Annotated in this window: 21 protein-coding genes; 11 read left to right on the forward strand and 10 right to left on the reverse strand. The window is 68.2% G+C overall.

Annotated features, from left to right (window positions below; all coding sequences use genetic code 11):
* Positions 1–4: 4 nt before the first annotated feature.
* Together J7528_RS18230 and J7528_RS18235 are read right to left on the reverse strand one after the other, a co-directional pair.
* Positions 5–937, reverse strand: a complete 933-nt coding sequence (locus J7528_RS18230; protein WP_291877253.1) for an AEC family transporter — start codon at positions 935–937, stop codon at positions 5–7.
* 10 nt (positions 938–947) lie between these two features.
* The gene (locus J7528_RS18235; protein WP_291877254.1) at positions 948–1,526 is read right to left on the reverse strand and encodes a DUF2939 domain-containing protein; all 579 of its coding nucleotides are present in this window, start codon (positions 1,524–1,526) and stop codon (positions 948–950) included.
* Between the two features lie 352 nt (positions 1,527–1,878).
* Here J7528_RS18235 and J7528_RS18240 point away from each other — a divergent pair, with 352 nt between their 5' ends.
* The gene (locus J7528_RS18240) at positions 1,879–2,481 is read left to right on the forward strand and encodes a CAP domain-containing protein (protein ID WP_291877255.1); all 603 of its coding nucleotides are present in this window, start codon (positions 1,879–1,881) and stop codon (positions 2,479–2,481) included.
* Positions 2,482–2,651: 170 nt separating this feature from the next.
* Here the strand turns inward: J7528_RS18240 and J7528_RS18245 are convergent, their stop codons facing one another.
* Positions 2,652–3,863: an NADP-dependent isocitrate dehydrogenase gene (locus J7528_RS18245; RefSeq protein ID WP_184721382.1), complete on the reverse strand. Its 1,212-nt coding sequence runs from the start codon at positions 3,861–3,863 to the stop codon at positions 2,652–2,654.
* Between the two features lie 195 nt (positions 3,864–4,058).
* On the opposite strand from J7528_RS18245, the gene J7528_RS18250 reads away from it, so the two are divergent.
* Positions 4,059–6,545 (forward strand): ATP-binding protein, encoded by a 2,487-nt coding sequence (locus J7528_RS18250; protein ID WP_291877263.1) that lies wholly within the window; start codon positions 4,059–4,061, stop codon positions 6,543–6,545.
* On the opposite strand, the gene J7528_RS18255 is transcribed toward J7528_RS18250, so the two are convergent.
* Positions 6,542–7,540, reverse strand: a complete 999-nt coding sequence (locus J7528_RS18255; protein ID WP_291877266.1) for a serine hydrolase — start codon at positions 7,538–7,540, stop codon at positions 6,542–6,544. The two genes, J7528_RS18250 and J7528_RS18255, sit on opposite strands and share 4 nt — an antisense overlap.
* A 76-nt stretch (positions 7,541–7,616) precedes the next feature.
* On the opposite strand from J7528_RS18255, the gene J7528_RS18260 reads away from it, so the two are divergent.
* Both J7528_RS18260 and J7528_RS18265 read left to right on the forward strand, forming a co-directional pair.
* The gene (locus J7528_RS18260; RefSeq protein ID WP_291877268.1) at positions 7,617–8,411 is read left to right on the forward strand and encodes an RNA methyltransferase; all 795 of its coding nucleotides are present in this window, start codon (positions 7,617–7,619) and stop codon (positions 8,409–8,411) included.
* A gap of 71 nt (positions 8,412–8,482) precedes the next feature.
* Positions 8,483–9,757 (forward strand): DUF1254 domain-containing protein, encoded by a 1,275-nt coding sequence (locus J7528_RS18265; protein ID WP_291877269.1) that lies wholly within the window; start codon positions 8,483–8,485, stop codon positions 9,755–9,757.
* Here J7528_RS18265 and J7528_RS18270 read toward each other — a convergent pair.
* Positions 9,754–10,773, reverse strand: coding sequence for an oxidoreductase (locus J7528_RS18270; protein ID WP_291877271.1), 1,020 nt, complete (start codon positions 10,771–10,773; stop codon positions 9,754–9,756). The genes J7528_RS18265 and J7528_RS18270 overlap by 4 nt on opposite strands.
* A gap of 147 nt (positions 10,774–10,920) precedes the next feature.
* Here J7528_RS18270 and J7528_RS18275 point away from each other — a divergent pair, with 147 nt between their 5' ends.
* Together J7528_RS18275 and fghA are read left to right on the forward strand one after the other, a co-directional pair.
* A complete protein-coding gene (locus J7528_RS18275) occupies positions 10,921–12,030 on the forward strand; it encodes an S-(hydroxymethyl)glutathione dehydrogenase/class III alcohol dehydrogenase (RefSeq protein WP_291877274.1) in 1,110 nt (369 codons plus the stop codon).
* Positions 12,030–12,863: an S-formylglutathione hydrolase gene (fghA, locus tag J7528_RS18280; RefSeq protein ID WP_291877276.1), complete on the forward strand. Its 834-nt coding sequence runs from the start codon at positions 12,030–12,032 to the stop codon at positions 12,861–12,863. The genes J7528_RS18275 and fghA overlap by 1 nt, the downstream gene beginning before the upstream one ends.
* Here the strand turns inward: fghA and J7528_RS18285 are convergent.
* On the reverse strand, positions 12,853–13,974 hold the full coding sequence (locus tag J7528_RS18285; RefSeq protein ID WP_291877278.1) for a TDT family transporter: 1,122 nt from the start codon (positions 13,972–13,974) through the stop codon (positions 12,853–12,855). The genes fghA and J7528_RS18285 overlap by 11 nt on opposite strands.
* Positions 13,975–14,025: 51 nt before the next feature.
* The gene (locus tag J7528_RS18290) at positions 14,026–14,919 is read right to left on the reverse strand and encodes a LysR family transcriptional regulator (RefSeq protein ID WP_291877280.1); all 894 of its coding nucleotides are present in this window, start codon (positions 14,917–14,919) and stop codon (positions 14,026–14,028) included.
* 200 nt (positions 14,920–15,119) lie between these two features.
* On the opposite strand from J7528_RS18290, the gene rpsD reads away from it, so the two are divergent.
* The 3 genes from rpsD to htpX all read left to right on the forward strand — a co-directional run bounded on the left by rpsD (position 15,120) and on the right by htpX (position 17,276).
* A complete protein-coding gene (gene rpsD / locus J7528_RS18295; protein ID WP_291877282.1) occupies positions 15,120–15,737 on the forward strand; it encodes a 30S ribosomal protein S4 in 618 nt (205 codons plus the stop codon).
* Positions 15,738–16,014: 277 nt separating this feature from the next.
* Positions 16,015–16,323, forward strand: coding sequence for a zf-TFIIB domain-containing protein (locus J7528_RS18300; RefSeq protein ID WP_291877284.1), 309 nt, complete (start codon positions 16,015–16,017; stop codon positions 16,321–16,323).
* 11 nt (positions 16,324–16,334) lie between these two features.
* Positions 16,335–17,276, forward strand: coding sequence for a zinc metalloprotease HtpX (htpX, locus tag J7528_RS18305; RefSeq protein WP_291877286.1), 942 nt, complete (start codon positions 16,335–16,337; stop codon positions 17,274–17,276).
* A gap of 101 nt (positions 17,277–17,377) precedes the next feature.
* Here htpX and J7528_RS18310 read toward each other — a convergent pair whose 3' ends face one another.
* The gene (locus J7528_RS18310) at positions 17,378–18,520 is read right to left on the reverse strand and encodes a serine hydrolase domain-containing protein (RefSeq protein ID WP_291877289.1); all 1,143 of its coding nucleotides are present in this window, start codon (positions 18,518–18,520) and stop codon (positions 17,378–17,380) included.
* 79 nt (positions 18,521–18,599) lie between these two features.
* Here J7528_RS18310 and J7528_RS18315 point away from each other — a divergent pair, with 79 nt between their 5' ends.
* Positions 18,600–18,989: a hypothetical protein gene (locus J7528_RS18315; protein WP_291877291.1), complete on the forward strand. Its 390-nt coding sequence runs from the start codon at positions 18,600–18,602 to the stop codon at positions 18,987–18,989.
* On the forward strand, positions 18,986–19,165 hold the full coding sequence (locus J7528_RS18320; RefSeq protein ID WP_291877295.1) for a hypothetical protein: 180 nt from the start codon (positions 18,986–18,988) through the stop codon (positions 19,163–19,165). The genes J7528_RS18315 and J7528_RS18320 overlap by 4 nt, the downstream gene beginning before the upstream one ends.
* On the opposite strand, the gene J7528_RS18325 is transcribed toward J7528_RS18320, so the two are convergent.
* Together J7528_RS18325 and grxD are read right to left on the reverse strand one after the other, a co-directional pair.
* Entirely contained in the window at positions 19,162–19,581 is a 420-nt protein-coding gene (locus J7528_RS18325; RefSeq protein WP_291877296.1) for a thioesterase family protein, read from the reverse strand. The two genes, J7528_RS18320 and J7528_RS18325, sit on opposite strands and share 4 nt — an antisense overlap.
* A complete protein-coding gene (grxD, locus tag J7528_RS18330; protein WP_291877298.1) occupies positions 19,578–19,919 on the reverse strand; it encodes a Grx4 family monothiol glutaredoxin in 342 nt (113 codons plus the stop codon). The genes J7528_RS18325 and grxD overlap by 4 nt, the downstream gene beginning before the upstream one ends.
* Between the last annotated feature and the right edge of the window lie 15 nt (positions 19,920–19,934).

Below are 19,934 nucleotides of genomic sequence, written 5' to 3' on the forward strand. Positions count from 1 at the left end.
TGGCTTAGCGCAGCAGCAGGGCCGCCAGGGCCAGGGTGACCATCGACAGCGTTGTGGTCAGGGCCACCGTGCGGGCGGCGCCACGGGCGAAGACGCCATAGGCGCGGGTCTGGATGAAGACGTTCACCGCCGTCGGCGCGGCGGCCAGCAGGGTCGCGCCGGCGCGGAAGGCGGGCGGGGCCGGCGTCAGGCCGATGGCGAACCAGGCCAGCAGCGGGAAGGCGACCAGCTTGCCGATGGCGGCCAGGGTGACGGGACCCCAGGACGGCGCGGTTTGGCCCTCGGTTTCTCGCAGGCCCAGGGCCGCGCCCAGGGCTACCAGGCCAACCGGACTGCCCGAGACGGCGGCCATGCCAACGGCGCGGTCCAGGGGCTCGGGCAAAGCGAGGTCCAGCAGGGCCAGGGCGACGCCGGCCAGGGCGGCGGCCACGACCGGGTTGCGGAACGCCTGGACGGTCGAGCGCCAGACCGAGCGGCCGGCCGCCCAGCCCAGCAGGCCCACGCCGGTGGCGGCCATCACTACGAAGTCGATGGCCACGACGCCGGCGACCAGGCGGGCGGTCTCTGCCCCCATGACGGACGCGGTGATCGGCAGGGCCAGGAAGGCGCTGTTGCCCACGCCGGACGCCATGCCCGCGCCGCCGCGCTCGGCCTTGCTCCAGCCCAGCAGCCGGCCGGCCGTGACGACGGCGGCCATGACCAAGAGGCCCGCGCCAGCATAGGCCGCCAAACCCAGCAGCAGGTCGTGTCCGGGGCGTCCCAGGCGCGACAGCGAGTGCAGCAGCAGGGCGGGGAAGCCGACCCAATAGACATAGGCCGACAGGCCTTGGGTCATCTTGGCGTCGAGCAGGCGCAGGCGGCTGAGCGTCAGGCCCGCGCCGACCAGCAGGAAGAACGGCCAGACCCGCGAGACGACGTCGAGAACGAGATGCAGCACGGAGGTCAGGCTAGCCCTGCCGCTCGTCGCCCGGCAGGCGGATGTGCACCAGCTTCCAGGTGAACAGCGCCTTGCGCTCGAAGGTGAAGATCGTGACCTTGCCGCTGGCGTCTGGGCGCTTGATCGAGATGCGCACGCGATTGGGGTCCCAATAGGCGATGCCCGGATAAGGACCGCGCACCGCGTCCTTGATCTGGCCGCCCAGCGAGCCGTCGCGGGACGAGGCGGGCGGGGCCTTGCCAGGGGCGTAGCCGCGGGTCAGGGCCGAGACGCCGGCCACGGTCAGGTAGCGGTCGACCTTGGGCTCGGGCGGGGCCATGGGCTCGATGGCCTTCTTGAAGACGCCCAGCGGGTCGCGCCAGATTGAGGGGCTCTCGGGCTGGGCGGCGGGGGCGTCGGCGATCAGCTGGCCGGTCAGGCTGCGTCGCACGGCCGGGAAGTCGACCAGCTCGCCGATGGCCTGGACGTCTTCGTACTGGGCGGCGGCCTTCAGCGCCCGGAACGCGAACCAGGGCGCCGTGGCGAAGGCGGCGGCGAAGACGAAGATCGCCAGAACGATCAGGTCCCAGATCCGCTTCTGCAGAGTCATGCCGCTTTGCCCGCCCTCAAAGGTTAACGCGGATAGACCAGCTATCGCCGTTCGCCGCAAGGGCGCTCGCGCGTGAGGGGCGCTCGCTGCGGGGAGGCCTTGGGGGAGGCGCAGAAAAAAGCGCCGCTCCCGGGGGCGGGGGCGGCGCTGGAGGCGGATCCGGTCGGGGAGGAAACTCTCGACTACGGATCGGGGAAGGCGTCCGATCGGACGACTTGCACGCAAGTGAAGTCTTATAAGTTGTATTTGTCAATTGTCGCCCATGGATTGTTGCGACAACACGCGCGTCGATCGGCTGGGCGGTCGCTGATATCTGACGAGCGGGGACGTTCAGTATCGAGAGTAAAGCCAAGTGTTGCGTTGTCCCGACGCGCCCGCCTTCGCGTGCGCCGCCGCCCTTGTGGCCGCTTTCCTGATCCCCGCCATGGCGCATGCCGCTGATCTCGATGAGGCGGTGCTGGACGAGGTCAACTACGCCCGGGCCCATCCGGCCGACTACGCCCGCGAACTGCGCCGCGCGCCCGAGTGGGCGTTCGAGCAGGAGGAGCCGGGCGCGGTGGAGGAGGCTATCGATTTCTTGGAGCGCCAGCGGCCTCTGCCGCCGCTGAAGGCCGATCGCCGGATCGGGTCGGCGGCGCTGGAGCATGTGCGGCTGCAAGGCCCGCGCGGCGAGGTCGGCCATGGCGCGGCCGGCAGCCTGGGGCTGCGCCTGCGGGCGGCGGGGGTCTATGCGGGCCTTTCAGCCGAGAACATTTCGTACGGCTATGACGATGCGCGGCAGGTCGTGCGGCAGCTGATCATCGACAGCCGCGTGCCGGGGCGAGGGCATCGCCGCAACATTTTCGGGGCGGGATACACCACGGCCGGCGTGGCCTGTGGAAGCCACCGGCAGTGGGGCGCGATGTGTGTGATCGACTTTGCCGGAGCCGTCATGGAGCGCGGCCGAGCGGAATAGAAAAACGCCCCGAAGGAGATCCTCCGGGGCGTTTCTGTTTTTCGATCCTTCTTCCCCCTTCGGGGGAGGAGCGCGAAGCGCGGAGGGGGCGAGTCAGAGTTCTGTCACTCTACTTGCCCCCACCTGGTCGCTGCGCGACCGTCCGCCCCCGCAGGGGGCGGAAGGGAAACTTAGGCCATGGCCTTCTTCAGGTTCTCGTCGATCTTGTCGAGGAAGCCTTCGGTGGTCAGCCAGCCTTGCTTGTCGCCGACCAGCAGGGCCAGGTCCTTGGTCATGTAGCCGCTCTCGACGGTGTCGATGCAGACCTTTTCCAGGGTGGCGGCGAAGTCGGCCAGTTCCTGGTTGTTGTCCAGCTTGGCGCGGTGGGCCAGGCCACGCGTCCAGGCGAAGATCGAGGCGATCGAGTTGGTCGAGGTGCTCTCGCCCTTCTGATGCTGGCGGTAGTGGCGGGTGACGGTGCCGTGGGCGGCTTCGGCTTCCACCGTCTTGCCGTCCGGCGTCATCAGCACCGAGGTCATCAGGCCCAGCGAGCCGAAGCCCTGGGCGACGATGTCCGACTGCACGTCGCCGTCGTAGTTCTTGCAGGCCCAGACGTAGCCGCCCGACCACTTCAGCGCCGAGGCGACCATGTCGTCGATCAGGCGGTGCTCGTAGTGGATGCCCTTGGCCTTGAACTGGTCGGCGTATTCGGCGTCGAAGATCTCCTGGAAGATGTCCTTGAAGCGGCCGTCATAGGCTTTCAGGATCGTGTTCTTCGTCGAGAGATAGACCGGATAGCCGCGGTTCAGGCCGTAGGCGAACGAGGCGCGGGCGAAGTCGCGGATCGAGTCGTCGAGGTTGTACATCGCCATGGCGACGCCGGCGTCCGGGGCCTTGAAGACTTCGTGCTCGATCACTTCGCCGTCGTCGCCGACGAACTTGATCGACAGGGTGCCCTTGCCGGGGAACTTGAAGTCGGTCGCGCGGTATTGGTCGCCGAAGGCGTGACGGCCGACGATGATCGGCTGGGTCCAGCCCGGCACCAGGCGCGGCACGTTCTGGCAGATGATCGGTTCGCGGAAGATCACGCCGCCCAGGATGTTGCGGATCGTGCCGTTCGGCGACTTCCACATCTTCTTGAGGCTGAATTCCTCGACGCGCTGCTCATCCGGGGTGATGGTGGCGCACTTCACGGCGACGCCGTGCTTCTTCGTGGCGTTGGCCGCGTCGATCGTCACCTGGTCATCGGTGGCGTCGCGGTTTTCGACCGACAGGTCGTAGTAGTCCAGTTCCAGATCCAGGTAAGGGAAGATCAGCTTATCCTTGATGAGCTTCCAGATGATCCGGGTCATTTCATCGCCGTCCATGTCGACGACGGGGTTGGCGACTTTAATCTTGGCCATTGCGGGGAGGTTCCTCTGGCGGTGGCGCGCCTGTGGCGATCTGGCGCACAGGGCCAGGAAGCGGCGCGGACCGGGAGGCTATAGACTGTTGCGTCGCGGGGGAAAAGCCAGTCGCTTCGACCTTGCCAGTCAGTTCAGCGTTCAAGCGTAGCGATTTGGGGATAACGGCCCAAGGGCGCGGGCCAGGGAGTACTCTTGAACGACCATCCGGGGGCGATCGCGGGGGTGACCTCCCCGCTGGCGCGGCGGCTGCTGACCATGGTGGCGATCCTGTCGATCGCCGTGACGGGCGTCGCGACGGCGGCGGCCTTCGTCTTCGTGCGCAAGAGCGCCGCCGACACCCAAACCCGCCACCTGGCCGAATATGTCGGCGAGCGGGTCAAGACCGAGGACCGCCTGTTCTCCGACCTGGTCAAGGTGCACGACGCGGCGGGCGAGGCCCTGACCCGGCGTCTGGCCATGAGCGACGACCCCGAGGTCCACGCCCAGTTCCAGCGCCTGTTCCCGGAGAAGGGCGACGGCACGCGGCGTTCGATCCCGGGCCTGTTCGACGGCGCGCGGATCGGCAACCGCTATGTCTATGGCGTCGGCGCCTACCTGCCCCAGGCTCACACCATGAGCCTGCCCGAGCAGGAACTGTTCGTCGGCGCGACCGACGTTGTGGCTTCGACCGGCGAGACCGAGATCCGCCACTATGACAACTTCTACTTCTTCACGCCCCGCACGCGGCTGGTGATGTTCGGCCCCAACCGGCCCGATCGGCTGATGTACTACCGCCAGACCGCGCCGCCGGACCTCTCCATCGCCCATGAGGAGATGACCTTGCTGACCTTGCCGGAGAACAATCCGGCGCGGGTCATGAAGTGCACCAAGCTGCGGCGGCTGATCTCGGACCCCAGCGGCCGGGGCCTGAACGCGGCCTGCATGACGCCCTTCTACTACAAGGGCCAGTTCATGGGGGCGTTCGGCACCAGCCTGTCGCTGGACAGCTACCTGCTGCGCGCCGTGGCCGACGCCTTGCCGGGCGGGCGCAATCTGATCGTGGCCGACGACGGCGAGCTGGTGGCCGCGCAAGGTCTGGCCCGCAACGGCGTGGTGGATGTCGGCATCCTGCGCAAGTTCGAGGCGGACAACGATCTCAAGCGCCTGGTCGAGCACATCGCCGCCCAGAAACGCGAGGTCGGCACGGTGCTGTCGCCCAAGGGGGACAAGCTGGTGGCCTATGGCCGCCTGGTCGAGCCGGGCTGGTGGTTCATCATGGCGTTCCCGTCCAGCGATATCGTCTGGTCGTCGCTGAAGACCGCCTCATGGGTGCTGCTGTTCGGCTTCATCGGCGTGGCCCTGCAGGCCCCGCTGCTCTACCGCCTGACCAACCGCATGGTCACCGAGCCGCTCGAGAAGCTGGCCGATGCCCAGCAGCAGGGCGACCCCGCCGCCGCTCGCCCGATCGAGGCGCGGCCGGACGAGATCGGCTCCCTGGCCAGGGCGCTGCGTCGCCAGCGCGACCGCAACGAGGAGCTGCGCCGCTCGCTGGAAGATCGCGTGGCCGAGCGCACCGCCGAGCTGGAGCGCGCCAACCAGGCCAAGTCGGTGTTCCTCGCCAATATGTCCCACGAGCTGCGCACGCCGCTGAACGGGGTGATCGCCATCGGCGACCGCCTGGCTAATGAAGACGATCCGGAAGCCCGCCGCGAGCTCGCCGCCCTGGTCTCGTCGTCGGGACGCCTGCTGGAGCAGGTGCTGGGCGACATCCTGGATGTCTCCAAGATCGAGGCCGGCGAGTTCCAGCTGACCCTCGGCGCGTTCGACCTGACGCAACTGGTGCGCGGCATGGCCGAGCTGCACGCGGCGGCGGCCGAGGCCAAGCACCTGGTGTTCCGCTGGTCGGTCGCGCCCGACGCCGAAGGAACCTATGACGGCGACGCCGCGCGGATCAGCCAGATCCTCTCCAACCTCTTGGCCAACGCCGTGAAGTTCACGGCCGAGGGCGAGGTCTCGCTGGAGGTCGACCGGGTGGGCGAGGCGGTGCGCTTCGTGGTGCGCGACACCGGCGTCGGCTTCGACGGGGCCGTGCGCGACCGCCTGTTCAAGCGCTTCGTCCAGGCCGACCAGTCGATCACCCGCCAGTTCGGCGGCACGGGCCTGGGCCTTTCGATCTGCGCGGCTCTGGCCGAGATGATGGGCGGCACAATCGATGCCCAGGCGACGCCCGGCCAGGGCGCGCGGTTCGAGGTCGTGCTGCCGCTGGTCCGCTGCGAAAACATGGCGCAGAACGCCGTCGAGGAGGATCGCGAGATCTCGCTGGAGGGCCTGCGGGTGCTGGTCGCCGAGGATCATCCGACCAACCGCAAGGTCGTCGAGATCGTGCTGGAGCCGTTCGGCGTGGACCTGACCATGGTCGAGGACGGCCAGGCGGCGCTGGACGCGCTGGAGGCCGCCAGCTTCGACGCGGTGCTGATGGACATGCAGATGCCGGTGATGGACGGCCTGACCGCCACCCGCGCCATCCGCGCGCGTGAGGCGGCTTCGAACGCGCCGCCGGTGCTGGTGGTCATGCTGACCGCCAACGCCATGGAGGAGCACGTCGCCGCCGCCCACTCGGCTGGCGCGGACCTGCACCTGGCCAAGCCGCTGCATCCGGCCCAGCTGCTGGAGGCCCTGGCGCGAGTTCGCCGGCGCTAGAACTCTTCGAGGACGGTCTTTCCGACCTCGGCGATGAGCCGCTCGCGCGTCGCCGCGTCGGCGGTCGAACCGGTCAGGAACACCACGAAAGCCACGCGCCGGCCGCCCTTCAGCTCGACCACGGCCAGGGCGTGGCTGGAAGGCGTGAAGCCCTGGTCGGCGCGCGCCGAGCCGGCCGCCTGGGCCAGCTTCGCGCCCTTGGGCAAGGCCAGGGCCAGATGGCCGGGATCGTGGCCCAGCAGGCGATCGGCGTCGGGCGACACGCCCAACTCGCGCTGCATGAAGGCCTCCAGCAGACGCAGCATGCCCACGGGCGTGGCGGTGTCGCGGTGGTCGGTCTGGAGTTCGTGGGCGGCGCGGGCGCGTTGTTCGGGCGGCACGGCGGCGATGGCCTTGTTCCAGGCGGCCTCGCCCTTCCAGTCGGCGCGGAACGAGGCCAGGCCCAGGGCCTCGGTGCGGACCTGGCGCTGGTAGCGATCGACGCGGACGCCCTCGATGCGCTTGACGTCCAGCCAGCCGCCGACCGCGCCCGGCCCGCCGATCTTCTTGGTGAGCAGGTCCAGCGCCGTGGCGTCGCCGTGCTCGGCCAGCACCTCCAGGTCGACGACGCTCCACACCTGGCGCTCGGGCCAGGCGTCGGCCACGGCGCTGGGCGGTGGGGACAGGTCGACGTCGCGGACGGGCATGGTCGTCTCGGGCGACAGGCGGCCGCCCGCTGTCTCGGCCATGGCCGCCGCCAGGATCGGGACGCGCGCGGCGGCGCCCAGCGGGAAGGCGCGATCGCCATTGAAGACCCACATCTGCCGCGTGGTCAGGTCCTCCACCGCCACGCCCAGCGTCGCCGGCTGTGCGCGGACGGCGATCGCCTCGATACGCTTCTGCAGCCGCTTGGGCTTCATCACCGGCTCTTCTTGGCCCAGCATCGGCTTTTTCTCGCCGCAGGCATACAGCAGAGGCAGGGCGAGGAGAGCGGTCAGGACGGCGCGGCGCGACATGCCGGGTAAACGCGGCTGTGGCGGTTTCGGCTGCCAACCTCTTGCATACGGGGCGTAGTCGGCGGAAAGGGTGCGGATGACCGAAGACTTCAAGCCCGTCCCCCCCTGCGTCATCCTGAACGAGCCCCAGCTGGCCGAGAACATCGGCTCGGTGGCGCGGGTGATGGCCAATTTCGGGCTGTACGAGCTGCGCCTGGTGCGACCGCGCGACGGCTGGCCGCAGGAGCGGGCCTGGGCCAGCGCCTCGGGCGCCCACTGGCCGCTGGACGACGCCAAGGTGTTCGACACGCTGGAAGAGGCGATCGCCGACCTGAAGCTGGTCTACGCCACCACGGCCCGCCCGCGCGAGACGCGCTTGCCGGTCTACACGCCGCGCGAAAGCGCCAGCCACCTGGCCGAGGAAGTCGCCCACGGTCGCAAGGTCGGCCTGCTGTTTGGCGGCGAGCGCGCGGGGCTCGAGACCCACGACATCGCCCTGTGCCAGGCCATCGTCTCGATCCCGATCGACGAGCGCTTCCGCTCGCTGAACCTGGCCCAGGCGGTGTCGATCAACGCCTACGAATGGAAGATGACCCAGGACGACCGGCCCTGGAAAAAGTTCGAGCACAATGTCGAGGAGCCCGCCGACCAGGCCGCCATGGTGGGCTTGTACGAGCACCTCGAGGGCGAGCTGGACAAGGCCGGCTTCTACCATCCGCCGGAGAAGAAGCCGTCGATGGTCCGCAACCTGCGCGTCCCCCTGGCCCGCGCCCGCCTGACCGACCAGGAAGTCCGCACCTTCCGAGGCGTGATCACCGCGCTCAGCAAGGGGCGGGGCCGGGTGCTGGCCAAGCTGGCCGCCAAGAAGGCCGCCGAGGGCGGCGAGGCTTAAGCGGCGCGGCCTCTTGAACTGAGGCGTTTCTAGCGCTCAACTCCTCTCAAACAAATGTTGGGGAGGTCGGGATGAACCGTCGGGAATGGCTGGCCATGGCCAGCGCCTTGGGTCTGGTCCCGTCTCTGGCGCGAGCGCAGGGTGATCCGACGGCCGCGCGGGACGCCTGGCTCTATGCCCTGCCGTTGATCGAGATGGCCACGACGCGGGCGCGCTTGTTGAAGGCGCCTGGCGCGGCGATCAACCGGCTGTCCCACACCCGCACCCTGTCGGACCACAACGCCCGCTGGGTGACGACGCCCAATAATGACACGCTGTATTCGTCCGCCTTCCTGGACCTGACCAAGGGGCCGGTGACCCTGACCATCCCAGCCCTGGGCGAGCGCTACTACTCGGCAGCGGTCATGGACATGTTCACCAACAATAACGTGGTGCTGGGCACGCGCACGATCGGCGGCAAGGGCGGAACCTTCACCCTGGTCGGACCGGGGCAGGCCTCCAGTGGGCCGAACCCGACGCGCATCGCCACACCGCACGCCTGGCTGCTGGTCCGCACCCTGGTCAATGGCGAGGCCGACCTCGACGCCGCCCACAAGGCCCAGGATGGCTTCGTCGTGAAGGGACCTGCCGGCGGTCCGGTCGCCGCCTATGCCAACCGCGACGCCAAGCCGGCCGACTATTTCGCGACGGCCCGCAGTCTGCTGGCCAGCGATCCGGCGCCGCCGACCGATCTGAAGATCCTGGCCCGCACCGCCGCCTTCCTGAGCGCGGGACCCTATGACGAGGCCGCCGCGACGGCTGGGGTCGAGCAGGCGCGGATGATCACCGTCTTCGCCAAGGGGCGGCAGGCCTTCGTCGGCGGCTGGTCGTATCCGCGCCCGAACCTGGGCGACTACGGTCAGGACTATCTCTATCGCGGCATCGTCGCCTTGCAGGGCCTGGGCGCGCTGCCCGTGGCCGAGGCCATGTACATGAAGGCCGCTGGCGACGATGGGGCGGGCAACTTCACGGGCGATGGCCTCTACCGCCTGAGCCTGCCGGCCCAGATCCCGCTGGACGGCTTCTGGTCGCTGTCGATGTACGAGGCCATGCCCGACGGCCAGTTCTTCTTCACCGACAACCCGATCAAGCGCTACACGATCGGCGACCGCACGCCGGGCCTGAAGCGCAATGCCGACGGCTCGCTGGACCTGTGGATCGGCCGCACCGACCCTGGCGGCGACCGCAGCGCCAACTGGTTGCCCGCGCCGAAGGCCGGCCCGTTCGCCCTCTATCTGCGCGCCTATCTGCCCAAGGCCGAGCTGCTGGGCGGCGCTTTCCGTTTTCCGGCGGTGGTGAAGACCTAGGGCGTCAGCTCGCGGCGTTCCTGGGCGCTGCGCATGGCCAGGTCCATGACGGTCATGGTCGCCAGGGCGTCGGCCGGGTCGGACGGGTTGGGACCCGCGCCGTTCAGGGCGTCGCGCAGGGCGGCGTAGAAGGCCAGGTAGTCGCCGGGCAGGCTCTCATAGCCGCCGTCGCCCTCGACGCGCAGCAGAGCGCCGGGGCGCGGATCGAGGCCCCAGCCTTCGCCGCCCGGTTTCGCGCCGCCAGCCAAAGCGGCCTCCTGCGGGTCCAGGCCGTGCTTGATGAAGCTGCCGCCCGTGCCGTGCACGATGAAGCGCAGGTCATTGGCCGGGGCCAGCTGGCAGGCGTGCAGCACGACCCGCAGACGCGCATAGCGCAGCACCACGTGGCAGTAGTCGACCGCCTCGCCGCCGTCCTTCTGCACCGCGAAGTCGGCATAGACGCCCAGCGGCATGCCGAACAGCTGCAGGGCCTGGTCGACCAGGTGCGGGCCCAGGCCGTACCAGGTGCCGGCGCCGGCCTTCTCCTTCCACTGGTCGACGACCATGGGGCGGAAGCGGTCGTAGCGGGACTCGAAGTGCGTGACCTCGCCCAGCGCGCCGTCGGCGATCAGCTGCTTGATCGTGAGAAAGTCGCTGTCCCAGCGGCGGTTGTGGAACACGCTGAGCAGCTTGCCGGTATGGGCGGCCTGCTCGGCCAGGGCTTGGGCGTCGGTCAGGGTCGTGGCGAACGGCTTGTCGATCAGCACCGCCTTGCCGGCCGCCAGGGCCTGGCGGGCATGTTCTGCATGGAAGGCGTCGGGCGTGGCGACGACGACGAGGTCGATCTCGGGATCGGCCAGCGCCGTGCCGACATCGGCGACGACGCCCGCGCCCGGATGGTCGACGGCGACCTGATCGGTGCGCGACGTGACCACGGTCCTCAGCGCCAGGCCCGGCGTCGCCGCGATCAGCGGGGCGTGGAAGACCTTGCCCGCCATGCCATAGCCCAGCAGGGCGACGTTCAGGGTCTTGGTCATGGGCGGGCTCCGACGAAACTGGGCCGGACCCTAGTTGTTCGCTGAACGCGGGTCACGACGACGGGCAAAAAATGGGTGGCTATCAAGTCTCGACCCGGCGTCGCTTCGACGGCAGATTGCGCCCGTTCGCTCTCCAGGAGACTCGCTATGAAGACCCGCGCCGCCGTCGCTTTCGAAGCCAAGAAGCCGCTGGAAATCGTCGAGGTCGACCTGGAAGGGCCCAAGGCTGGCGAGGTGATGGTCGAGATCAAGGCCACCGGCGTCTGCCACACCGACGCCTACACGCTGGACGGACTGGACAGCGAAGGCATCTTCCCCTCGATCCTGGGCCACGAAGGCGCGGGCGTGGTGGTCGAGGTCGGCGCGGGCGTCACCTCTGTGGCTGTCGGCGACCACGTGATCCCGCTCTACACGCCCGAATGCCGCCAGTGCAAAAGCTGCCTCAGCGGCAAGACCAACCTGTGCACGGCCATCCGCGCCACCCAGGGCAAGGGCCTGATGCCAGACGGCACCAGCCGCTTCTCGTACAAGGGCCAGGCGATCGCCCACTACATGGGCTGCTCGACCTTCTCGAACTATACGGTGCTGCCCGAGATCGCGGTGGCTAAGATCCGCAAGGACGCGCCGTTCAAGACCGCCTGCTACTGCGGCTGCGGCGTGACCACGGGCGTGGGCGCCGTCACCAACACCGCCAAGGTCGAGCCGGGCGCCAACGCCATCGTCTTCGGCCTGGGCGGCATCGGCCTGAACGTCATCCAGGGCCTGAAGCTGGTGGGCGCCAACATGATCGTTGGCGTCGATCTCAACCCGGCCCGTGAAGAATGGGGCCGCAAGTTCGGCATGACCCACTTCGTCAATCCGAACGACGTGCAGGGCGATCTGGTCGCGCACCTGGTGGCCCTGACCGATGGCGGCGCGGACTACACCTTCGACGCCACCGGCAACACCGGCGTCATGCGCACGGCGCTGGAAGCCTGCCATCGCGGCTGGGGCGAGAGCATCATCATCGGCGTGGCCGAGGCGGGGAAGGAGATCTCCACCCGCCCGTTCCAGCTGGTCACTGGCCGCGTCTGGAAGGGCACGGCCTTTGGCGGCGCGCGCGGCCGCACCGACACGCCCAAGATCGTCGACTGGTACATGGACGGGAAAATCCAGATCGACCCGATGATCACCCACGTCCTGCCGCTGGAAGACATCAACAAAGCCTTCGACCTGATGCACGCCGGCGAGAGCATCCGGACCGTGGTGACGTTCTAGTGGCCGTCGAAACCACGGCCACGCATCGCGTCCACGGCGGCACGCTGCGCTATTGCAAGCATGACAGCGCCAGCACCGGCACGCCGATGAAGTTCACGGTGTGGACGCCGGATGGCGAAGGGCCGTTCCCGTACCTCGTCTGGCTGTCGGGTCTGACCTGCACCGAGGACAATTTCACGGTGAAGTCGGGTATCTATGCCTATGCGGCCCAGCACGGGATCGCGATCGTCGCGCCGGACACCAGCCCGCGCGGCGAGGGCGTGGCGGACGATCCGGCCTATGACCTGGGGCAGGGCGCGGGCTTCTATGTCGATGCCACCCAGGCCCCGTGGGCGCCGCATTTCCGGATGTACTCGTACGTGACCAAGGACCTGCTGGAGGCCGTCGACGGCGCCTTCCCGCTGGACCCAGCGCGGCGGGGGATCTTCGGCCACTCGATGGGGGGGCACGGGGCGCTGACCCTGGCGCTGCGCAATCCCGACCTCTTCAAGTCGGTCAGCGCCTTCTCGCCGATCGTCTCGCCGCTGAACTGCCCGTGGGGCGACAAGACGCTGACGGCCTATCTGGGGGAGGACCGCGCCGCCTGGCGGGCCCACGACGCCTGCGCGCTGATCGAGGACGGAGCGGGCGCGAGCTTCGACGAGATCCTGATCGACCAGGGCCTGGCCGACAGCTTCCTGGAAAACCAGCTCAAGCCGCAGCTGATCGAAGCCGCCGCCGAGAAGGCCGGCCGTAAGGTCACGGTCCGCCGTCAGGACGGTTACGACCACAGCTACTTCTTCATCACGACCTTCATCGGCGACCACGTCGCCTGGCACGGGGCTAGGCTTTAGCTTCAACCAAGCAAGGCGCGTGGAACAGGACCCCGCTCCAGGCGCCGCGCACGGTGCGGGTGGCGACTACCAGCCAGGCGGCGGCCAGCACGGCGACCAGGGCGCAGCCTAGCGTCGTCAGGGCCGGGATCGGCAGGATGGCCGCCAGCCGCAGGGTCGCCAGGGTGAAGACGCCCAGCGGGAAGGTGTAGCCCCACCAGCCCAGATTGAATGGCAGGCCGCGCCGAACCTGCCGTACGGTGGCCATGGCGGCCGTGGCCAGCCACCACAGGCCATAGCCCCACAGCAGCAGCGCGATCAGCAGGCTGGCGCCCTTGAAGGCGACGGCGTAGGCGGACAGGCCGACATCGGCCAGCACGCTCGGCGCGGCTTCGCCCAGCAACAGCAGGGCCAGGGCGCCGCTGCCCAGCGGGCCGAGGGCCAGCCAGCTGGTGGCGGCCATGCCGGCCTCGGGCAGCTTATGCAGCACCATCCGCAGCACCAGGATCGCCAGCAGGCCCAGGGCCAGCGGCACGGACGTGGCCCACAGGGCGTAGCTGGCCACCAGCACGTCCAGATTCAGGGCCGGATCGACCAGGTGCGGGATCAAGAGGCCGCCGCTGGCCGCCGCGACCTCGGCCGGCACGATCGGCAGCAGCCAGACGGCGGTCATCCGCTCCATGCCGTGGTCGTGGCGGGTGAACATGAGGAAGGGAACCAGCAGGCCCGTACCGATCGACAGGGCCACGTCGGCCCGCCACAGGACGGTGGCGATCTCGACCGCCTTCGCGCCCAGCAGGGCCGGGCCGAACACCAGGAAGCCGTTGACGATGGTGGCCAGGGCCATCGGGATACAGCCCAGGAACATCGACATCACCGGATGGTCCAGGATTCGCCGGGCCTGCTGCGGGAACAGCATCCAGCGCGCGGCGTAGAGGCCCGCGAACAGGCCAAACAGGCCGATGTTGAACAGCCACAGCGCCTGGCCGATCGGCTTCAGCGGCGCGATCTGGGCCAGGACCAGGGCGAGCACGCCGGTGCCCATGCTGGCGGCGAACCAGTTGGGCGTGAACTGGCGGACGACCTCGGTCGGGTGGTCCAGATGGGCGAAGGGCAGGGCGGCGGTGGTCATGGCGCTGGCATGCGCCTTTCCAATCAATCGATCCAACGCGTTCTTTTGCTTTTAATGTTCGATATTATCGAACGATCTGACTAGCGCCAGGAACGCCTCGCCAGCCTTGGCGCGGTAGCGGTCGTTGTGGCGCAATACCCAGTAGGCGCGCGGCGGCAGATCAAAGGGCACCTCGACCAGGGCGCCGGAGGCCAGGCTGGCGGCCGCCACGCTGCGCGACAGCACGCCCGCGCCCATGCCGGCCTCGATAGCTCCGCGCGTCGGCTCGTTGTCGGGCAGGGTGATGGCCAGGGTCACGCGCGACAGCTCCACACCCGCTCGCGCCAGAAGGTCGTCGAACACCGCCCGCGTGCCCGAGCCCGGCTCGCGCACCACCCAAGGCGTGTCGGCCAGGTCGGCGAGGCTGGGCCGCGCCTTCGCCCACGGATGGTCCGGCGCGACCAGTACCGCCGGTTGGTCGTGGTCGATTACGTCGACCTCCAGCACCGGATGGTCGACCTCGCCCTCGACGAAGCCCAGCTCGGCCAGGCCCTCGGCGACGGCGTCGGCCACCTGGCGGGTGTTGCCGATGGTGATGTCCAACGCGATCCCCGGCCAGGCGCGGCGGAAGGCGGCCAGCCGCCTGGGCAGCCAGTAGCTGGCGATGGTCTGGCTGGCCCGGATCGACAGCCGGCCGCGCGAGAGGTCGCCGAGATTGGTCAGGGCCGTCTCGGCCGCTTCAACTCGCGCCAGCACCGCCTTGGCCTCGGCCAGGAACACCGCACCGGCCGGATTGAGCACTACGTTGCGGCCGACCCGGTCGAACAGGCTCACCCCATGACGAGCTTCCAGCGCCGCCACCGCGCTGGACACCGCCGACTGGGTCAGGTTCAGCTCGCGCGCCGCCTGGGTCACGTGCTGGCGCTCGGCCACGGCGACGAAGATGCGGAGCTGCTCCAGGGTCATGGGAGAGGTTTAGGCCAAGTCGCGGGCGCTGGCGAACCCGCCGCGCACGTTGACTCCCTAGGCCCGTTCCCTCATAAGCCACCCCTTCACGCCGCCGGCTCGCCGCGCGGCGCGGAGCCTTATGACGGATTGACCCGAAGCCGCCGTTGCGATCGCACCTCTTTCGAGGAGCCGGCCCGGATCGTTTTGAAAGACTGACTATGTCGAAGCGCCATAGCGCCAAGTACAAGATCGACCGCCGCATGGGTGAAAACCTGTGGGGCCGTCCGAAGTCCCCGGTCAACCAGCGCTCGTACGGTCCCGGCCAGCACGGCCAGCGCCGCAAGAGCAAGGTTTCGGACTTCGGTCTGCAGCTGCGCGCCAAGCAAAAGCTGAAGGGCTACTACGGTAACCTGACCGAGAAGCAATTCTCGCGCACCTACGAGGAAGCTGCTCGCCGCAAGGGCAACACCTCGGAGAACCTGATCGCTCTGCTCGAGTCGCGCCTGGACGCCATCGTCTATCGCGCCAAGTTCGTGCCGACCGTGTTCGCCGCCCGCCAGTTCGTGAACCACGGCCACGTGACCGTGAACGGCAAGCGCGTGAACATCCCGTCGTACCGCTGCAAGGCCGGCGACGTGATCCAGGTCCGCGAAAAGTCGCGCAACATGGCTCTGGTCCTCGAAGCCGTCGCCTCGAACGAGCGTGACTTCGCCGAGTACGTCTCGGTCGACGCCAAGAGCCTGTCGGCCACCTTCGTCCGCGCTCCGGAACTGTCGGAAGTTCCGTATCCGGTGAAGATGGAACCGAACCTGGTCGTCGAATTCTACGCTTCGTAAGCGTCGAATCCGAACCAACGGAAAAGGCCCCGGAGCAATCCGGGGCCTTTTTTGTTGCGCCCTTAAGGGCCAACCGCCCCTTGAAAGCCCCTTTGGCCCATCCCAGGTTAATTCAGCGGGACCGGGCCCCTCTGGCGAGCGATGCAAGCGCTCGTGATGTCGGACCGCATCGGGTGTTCTCGATGTCACTGGGTCCGGCCGCCTAAGCCCCCCTCCCTAAAGGCGCCGCCTCCGACACGAGGACACCCGATCCATCTTTTGGACCGGAGGTTCGTACATGCCCCTTCTGATGTGCCCCAACTGCGACGGCTCCATGCAGGCCGTGCAGCGCGCCGGCGTCGAGTTCGACATGTGCCCGCGCTGCCGTGGCGTCTGGCTGGACCGGGGCGAGCTGGAGAAGCTGATGGTGATCGAGCGCGAGGAGACCCAGGCGGCCTATGCCGAGCCCAGGCCCTACAAGCGCCCCGACCACTATGCCGACCAGAAGCACAAGCACTACGACCGCGATGACGATGACCACCGTCGCCACGGCTCGTACGGCCATCACAAGAAGAAGCGTTTCGACCTCTTCGACATCTTCGACTGACGATCAAAGCGATGAATCACTTCAAGACCTACATGCTGCTGGCGGGCCTTACGGCTCTGTTCATGGGCGCGGGCTATCTGATCGGCGGGCCGACCGGCATGTTGATCGCGCTGCTGTTCGCCTTGGCCCTGAACGCCTTCTCGTACTGGAACGCCGACAAGATCGTGCTGCGGACCTATGGTGCGCAAGAGGTCGACGAGAGCCACCCCGAGCCGCTGATCCGCAACTATGTGGTCGACGTCGTGGAGATGGCGCAAAAGGCCGGCCTGCCGCGTCCGCGCGTGACGGTGATCGACAACGTCCAGCCCAACGCCTTCGCCACCGGCCGTGACCCGGCCCATGCCGCCGTCGCGGCGACCACGGGCCTGTTGCAGCTGCTGACCCGCGACGAGATCCGCGGCGTGATGGCCCACGAGCTGGCCCACGTGAAGAACCGTGACACCCTGGTGATGACCGTGACGGCGACCATCGCCGGCGCGATCTCGGCCCTGGCCAATTTCGCGTTCTTCTTTGGCGGCTCGCGCGATGAGGAAGGCAACGGCGGGGGCATCGGCGGGATGATCGGCGCGATCGCCATCGCCATCCTTGCCCCCATCGCCGCCATGCTGGTGCAGATGGCTATCAGCCGCGCCCGCGAATATGAGGCCGACCGCATCGGCGCCCAGATCGGCGGCGACCCGGCCGCCCTGGCGCGCGCCCTGGAGAAGATCGAGGCCTATGCCCGCGGCGGCTACGTCAATCACGACGCCGAGCGCAATCCGGCCACGGCCCACATGTTCATCATCAACCCGCTGGCGGGGAAGGGCGCGGACAACCTGTTCTCGACCCACCCGTCGACCCAGAACCGCGTCGAGGCCCTGATGCGGCTGGGCGTGGGGCAGGGCACGCGACGTCCGGCCGTCCCGGTCATGGCGTCGGTCGCGCCGCCGAGCAATCCGGGTCCTTGGGGCTAGTTCAATCCTGTCATCCCGGGCGAAGACCCGGGACCGCAACAGGCTCAGAGCTTCCGGCGGTCCCGGCTCGGCGCGCTCGCGCTTGGCCGGGATGACAGCTTTTACTGTGCCGCTACTGGCAGCTGGCGATTGTACTCCCACGGCCACGGCGTCCCCAGGTCGCCCAGGACTTCCTTCGCCAGCGTCGGATAGAGGCGCTGGCCCAGGCCGCTGTTGCTGAACAGCACGACGCAGCGCTTGCCCTTCTCGACGCAGCCCACGTGGTTGTCGGTGATGTCGTTGTGGCCGCCCTTGAAGAAGGCGCGGCCCTGCGGACCGTCATAGACGACCACGCCGATGCCAGCGGCCAGGCCGATCTTGGCGTTGGCGGGATTGTCCTTGATCAGGAACGGCGGGAACTGGGCTTCGCTGACGATCGGGAAGCTGGGCTTGTCCAGTTCGGCGCGCGCCTTGGCTGAGAGACCCCAGCCTGAGACCATCGCCGCCGCCAGCTTGCTCATGTCGCTGATCGTGGTGTCCAGCGAGCCGGCCGCCCGGACGCTGGAGCGGTCGTCATGCGGCTCCCACTTGCCGTCCTCGCGAATGCCGTCTGCCAGGTTGCCCTTGAAGTCGTCGCGCCAGATCATGCTGGAGCGGGTCATGCCCAGGGGCTGGAAGATGCGGCGGTTCATCTCGTCGCCGACCTTGATGCCCAGGCTCTCCTCGATGACGAACTGGGCCAGGTTGACGCCTTCGTTGGAGTAGGCGTAGCGGCTCCCGGGTTCCAGGTTGAAGCGGAACTTGTTCTCCGGATCATAGAAGCGCTGGTCGGCCAGGCCCGAGCTGTGGGTCAGCAGGCGGCGGATCGTGATGGTCTTCCAGCGCTCATCGACACCCAGGTCGGCATAGCGCGGATAGGCCGGCAGGGGCTTGGGCAGGTAGTCGGCGATGGACTTGTCCAGGTCGATCGTGCCGTCGTCGACCAGCATCAGGACGTAATAGGCGAAGGTCATTTTCGTGATCGACGCCGCGTACATGATGGTATCCGTGGTCAGCGGATCGCCCTTTTCATTTCGCACGCCCTTGGCGACCACGTGGGCGACCTTGCCGTTGTCGATCACGGCCATGGCCAGGCCAGGGATCTTGCCGGCGACGATCAGCCGGTCGATCTCGGCGTCGAGTTTCTTGTAGTCCGAAGCCGCGTGGGCGGGAGCCGTCAGGATGGTGGCCAGCGACGCGGCCAGCAAAACGCTACGAAGACGCACAAGACTCTCCCCGAAGGCTGGTCAGCTCGCCAGCGGTGGGCGATCTTTGGTCAAGTTTGAGCCGTTCGTACAGGGGTCGATGAACTTCGTTCAGTCGCGCAGAGGTTTTGTGATCGGCGGAGCGGCCCTCGCGCTGTCCGGCTGCGCGACCACGCGGCCGCGCCTGCTGCCCGCCGCACCGGACGAGACCCTGGACGAACTGGAACCGGTGGCCATCGTGGAGACGGCCGCCGACGCCCTGACCGTTCGCGTGAGGTCCAAGGGCTGCACGGCCAAGGCCGATTTCGTGTTCCGCGTCGACCGTAAGGCTGGCCATGCGGTGGTCGCCTTCGCCCGACGGAGGCTGGAGACGTGCAAGGGGTCTGAAGGATGGGCGAACTTGCGGTTCGGCTATAACGAGCTTGGCTTGACGGTGGGTGAGTTGATTGTCATTGCCAACCCAGAATTGCACTCTGGGGGCAAGAGATGACCGACGCCGCGGCGCCAGGCTGGAAGATCCAATGTGTCAGCTGTGGTCACCAGAAGTCGCTGGCCGAGGCCGGCGGCGTTCGCATCGGCGGATCCGGGACCAAATATAGCCTGGGGCGCTGCTCGCGCTGCCGGGGTCTGCGGATCGTGAAGATCCACCGGCCGTCGCGGCCCTAGCCCTTCGGCGTAAATCGCTCGACCATCCAGGGCAGTACGCGGGCAGGACGCTTGGCGGCGATGTCGATCAGCACCCAGTCGGTGCGGCTCTGGGCGCACATCTCGCCGTCCGGGCCGTCGATGCGGACATAGCGCTCGAAGCGGGGGCCCTTCAGCTCGCCGACCCAGGTGTAGCCGGTGGCGATCGCGTTCGGCAGCAGTTCGCGGCGATAATCGATCTCGTGGCGGCGCGCTACCCAGCTCCAGGGCGCGCGCTGCTCTTCCGTCGCCCAGGCTTCCCAGTGGGCGATGGCCAGGTCCTGGGCCCAGGCCAGGTAGACCACGTTGTTGACGTGGCCGTTGGCGTCGATGTCCGACGCCTTGGGCTCGAAAGTCAGGGAATAGGCGTCCGTGGGCGGGACGAAGAGACGGCTCACGCCGTGAGGACGCCCTGTTCGACCAGCATGGTCTTCAGCTCGCCCGACTGGAACATCTCGCGGATGATATCGCTGCCGCCGATGAACTCACCCTTCACGTACAGCTGGGGGATGGTCGGCCAGTCGGTGAAGGTCTTGATGCCCTGGCGCAGGTCGTCGTCCTGAAGGACGTCGACGCCGACGAACTCGACGCCCAGGTGGTCGAGGATCTGCACGACGACCGACGAGAAGCCGCAGCGCGGCTGGTCCGGCACGCCCTTCATGAACACCACGACCGGATGATCGGCCACGGTCTTGGCGATGAAGTCGAGGGCGGGGGAGGAGGCGACGTCGGTCATGGCAATAGTCCTGGA

This window comes from Caulobacter sp. (assembly GCF_017744445.1).
Lineage (GTDB): Bacteria > Pseudomonadota > Alphaproteobacteria > Caulobacterales > Caulobacteraceae > Caulobacter.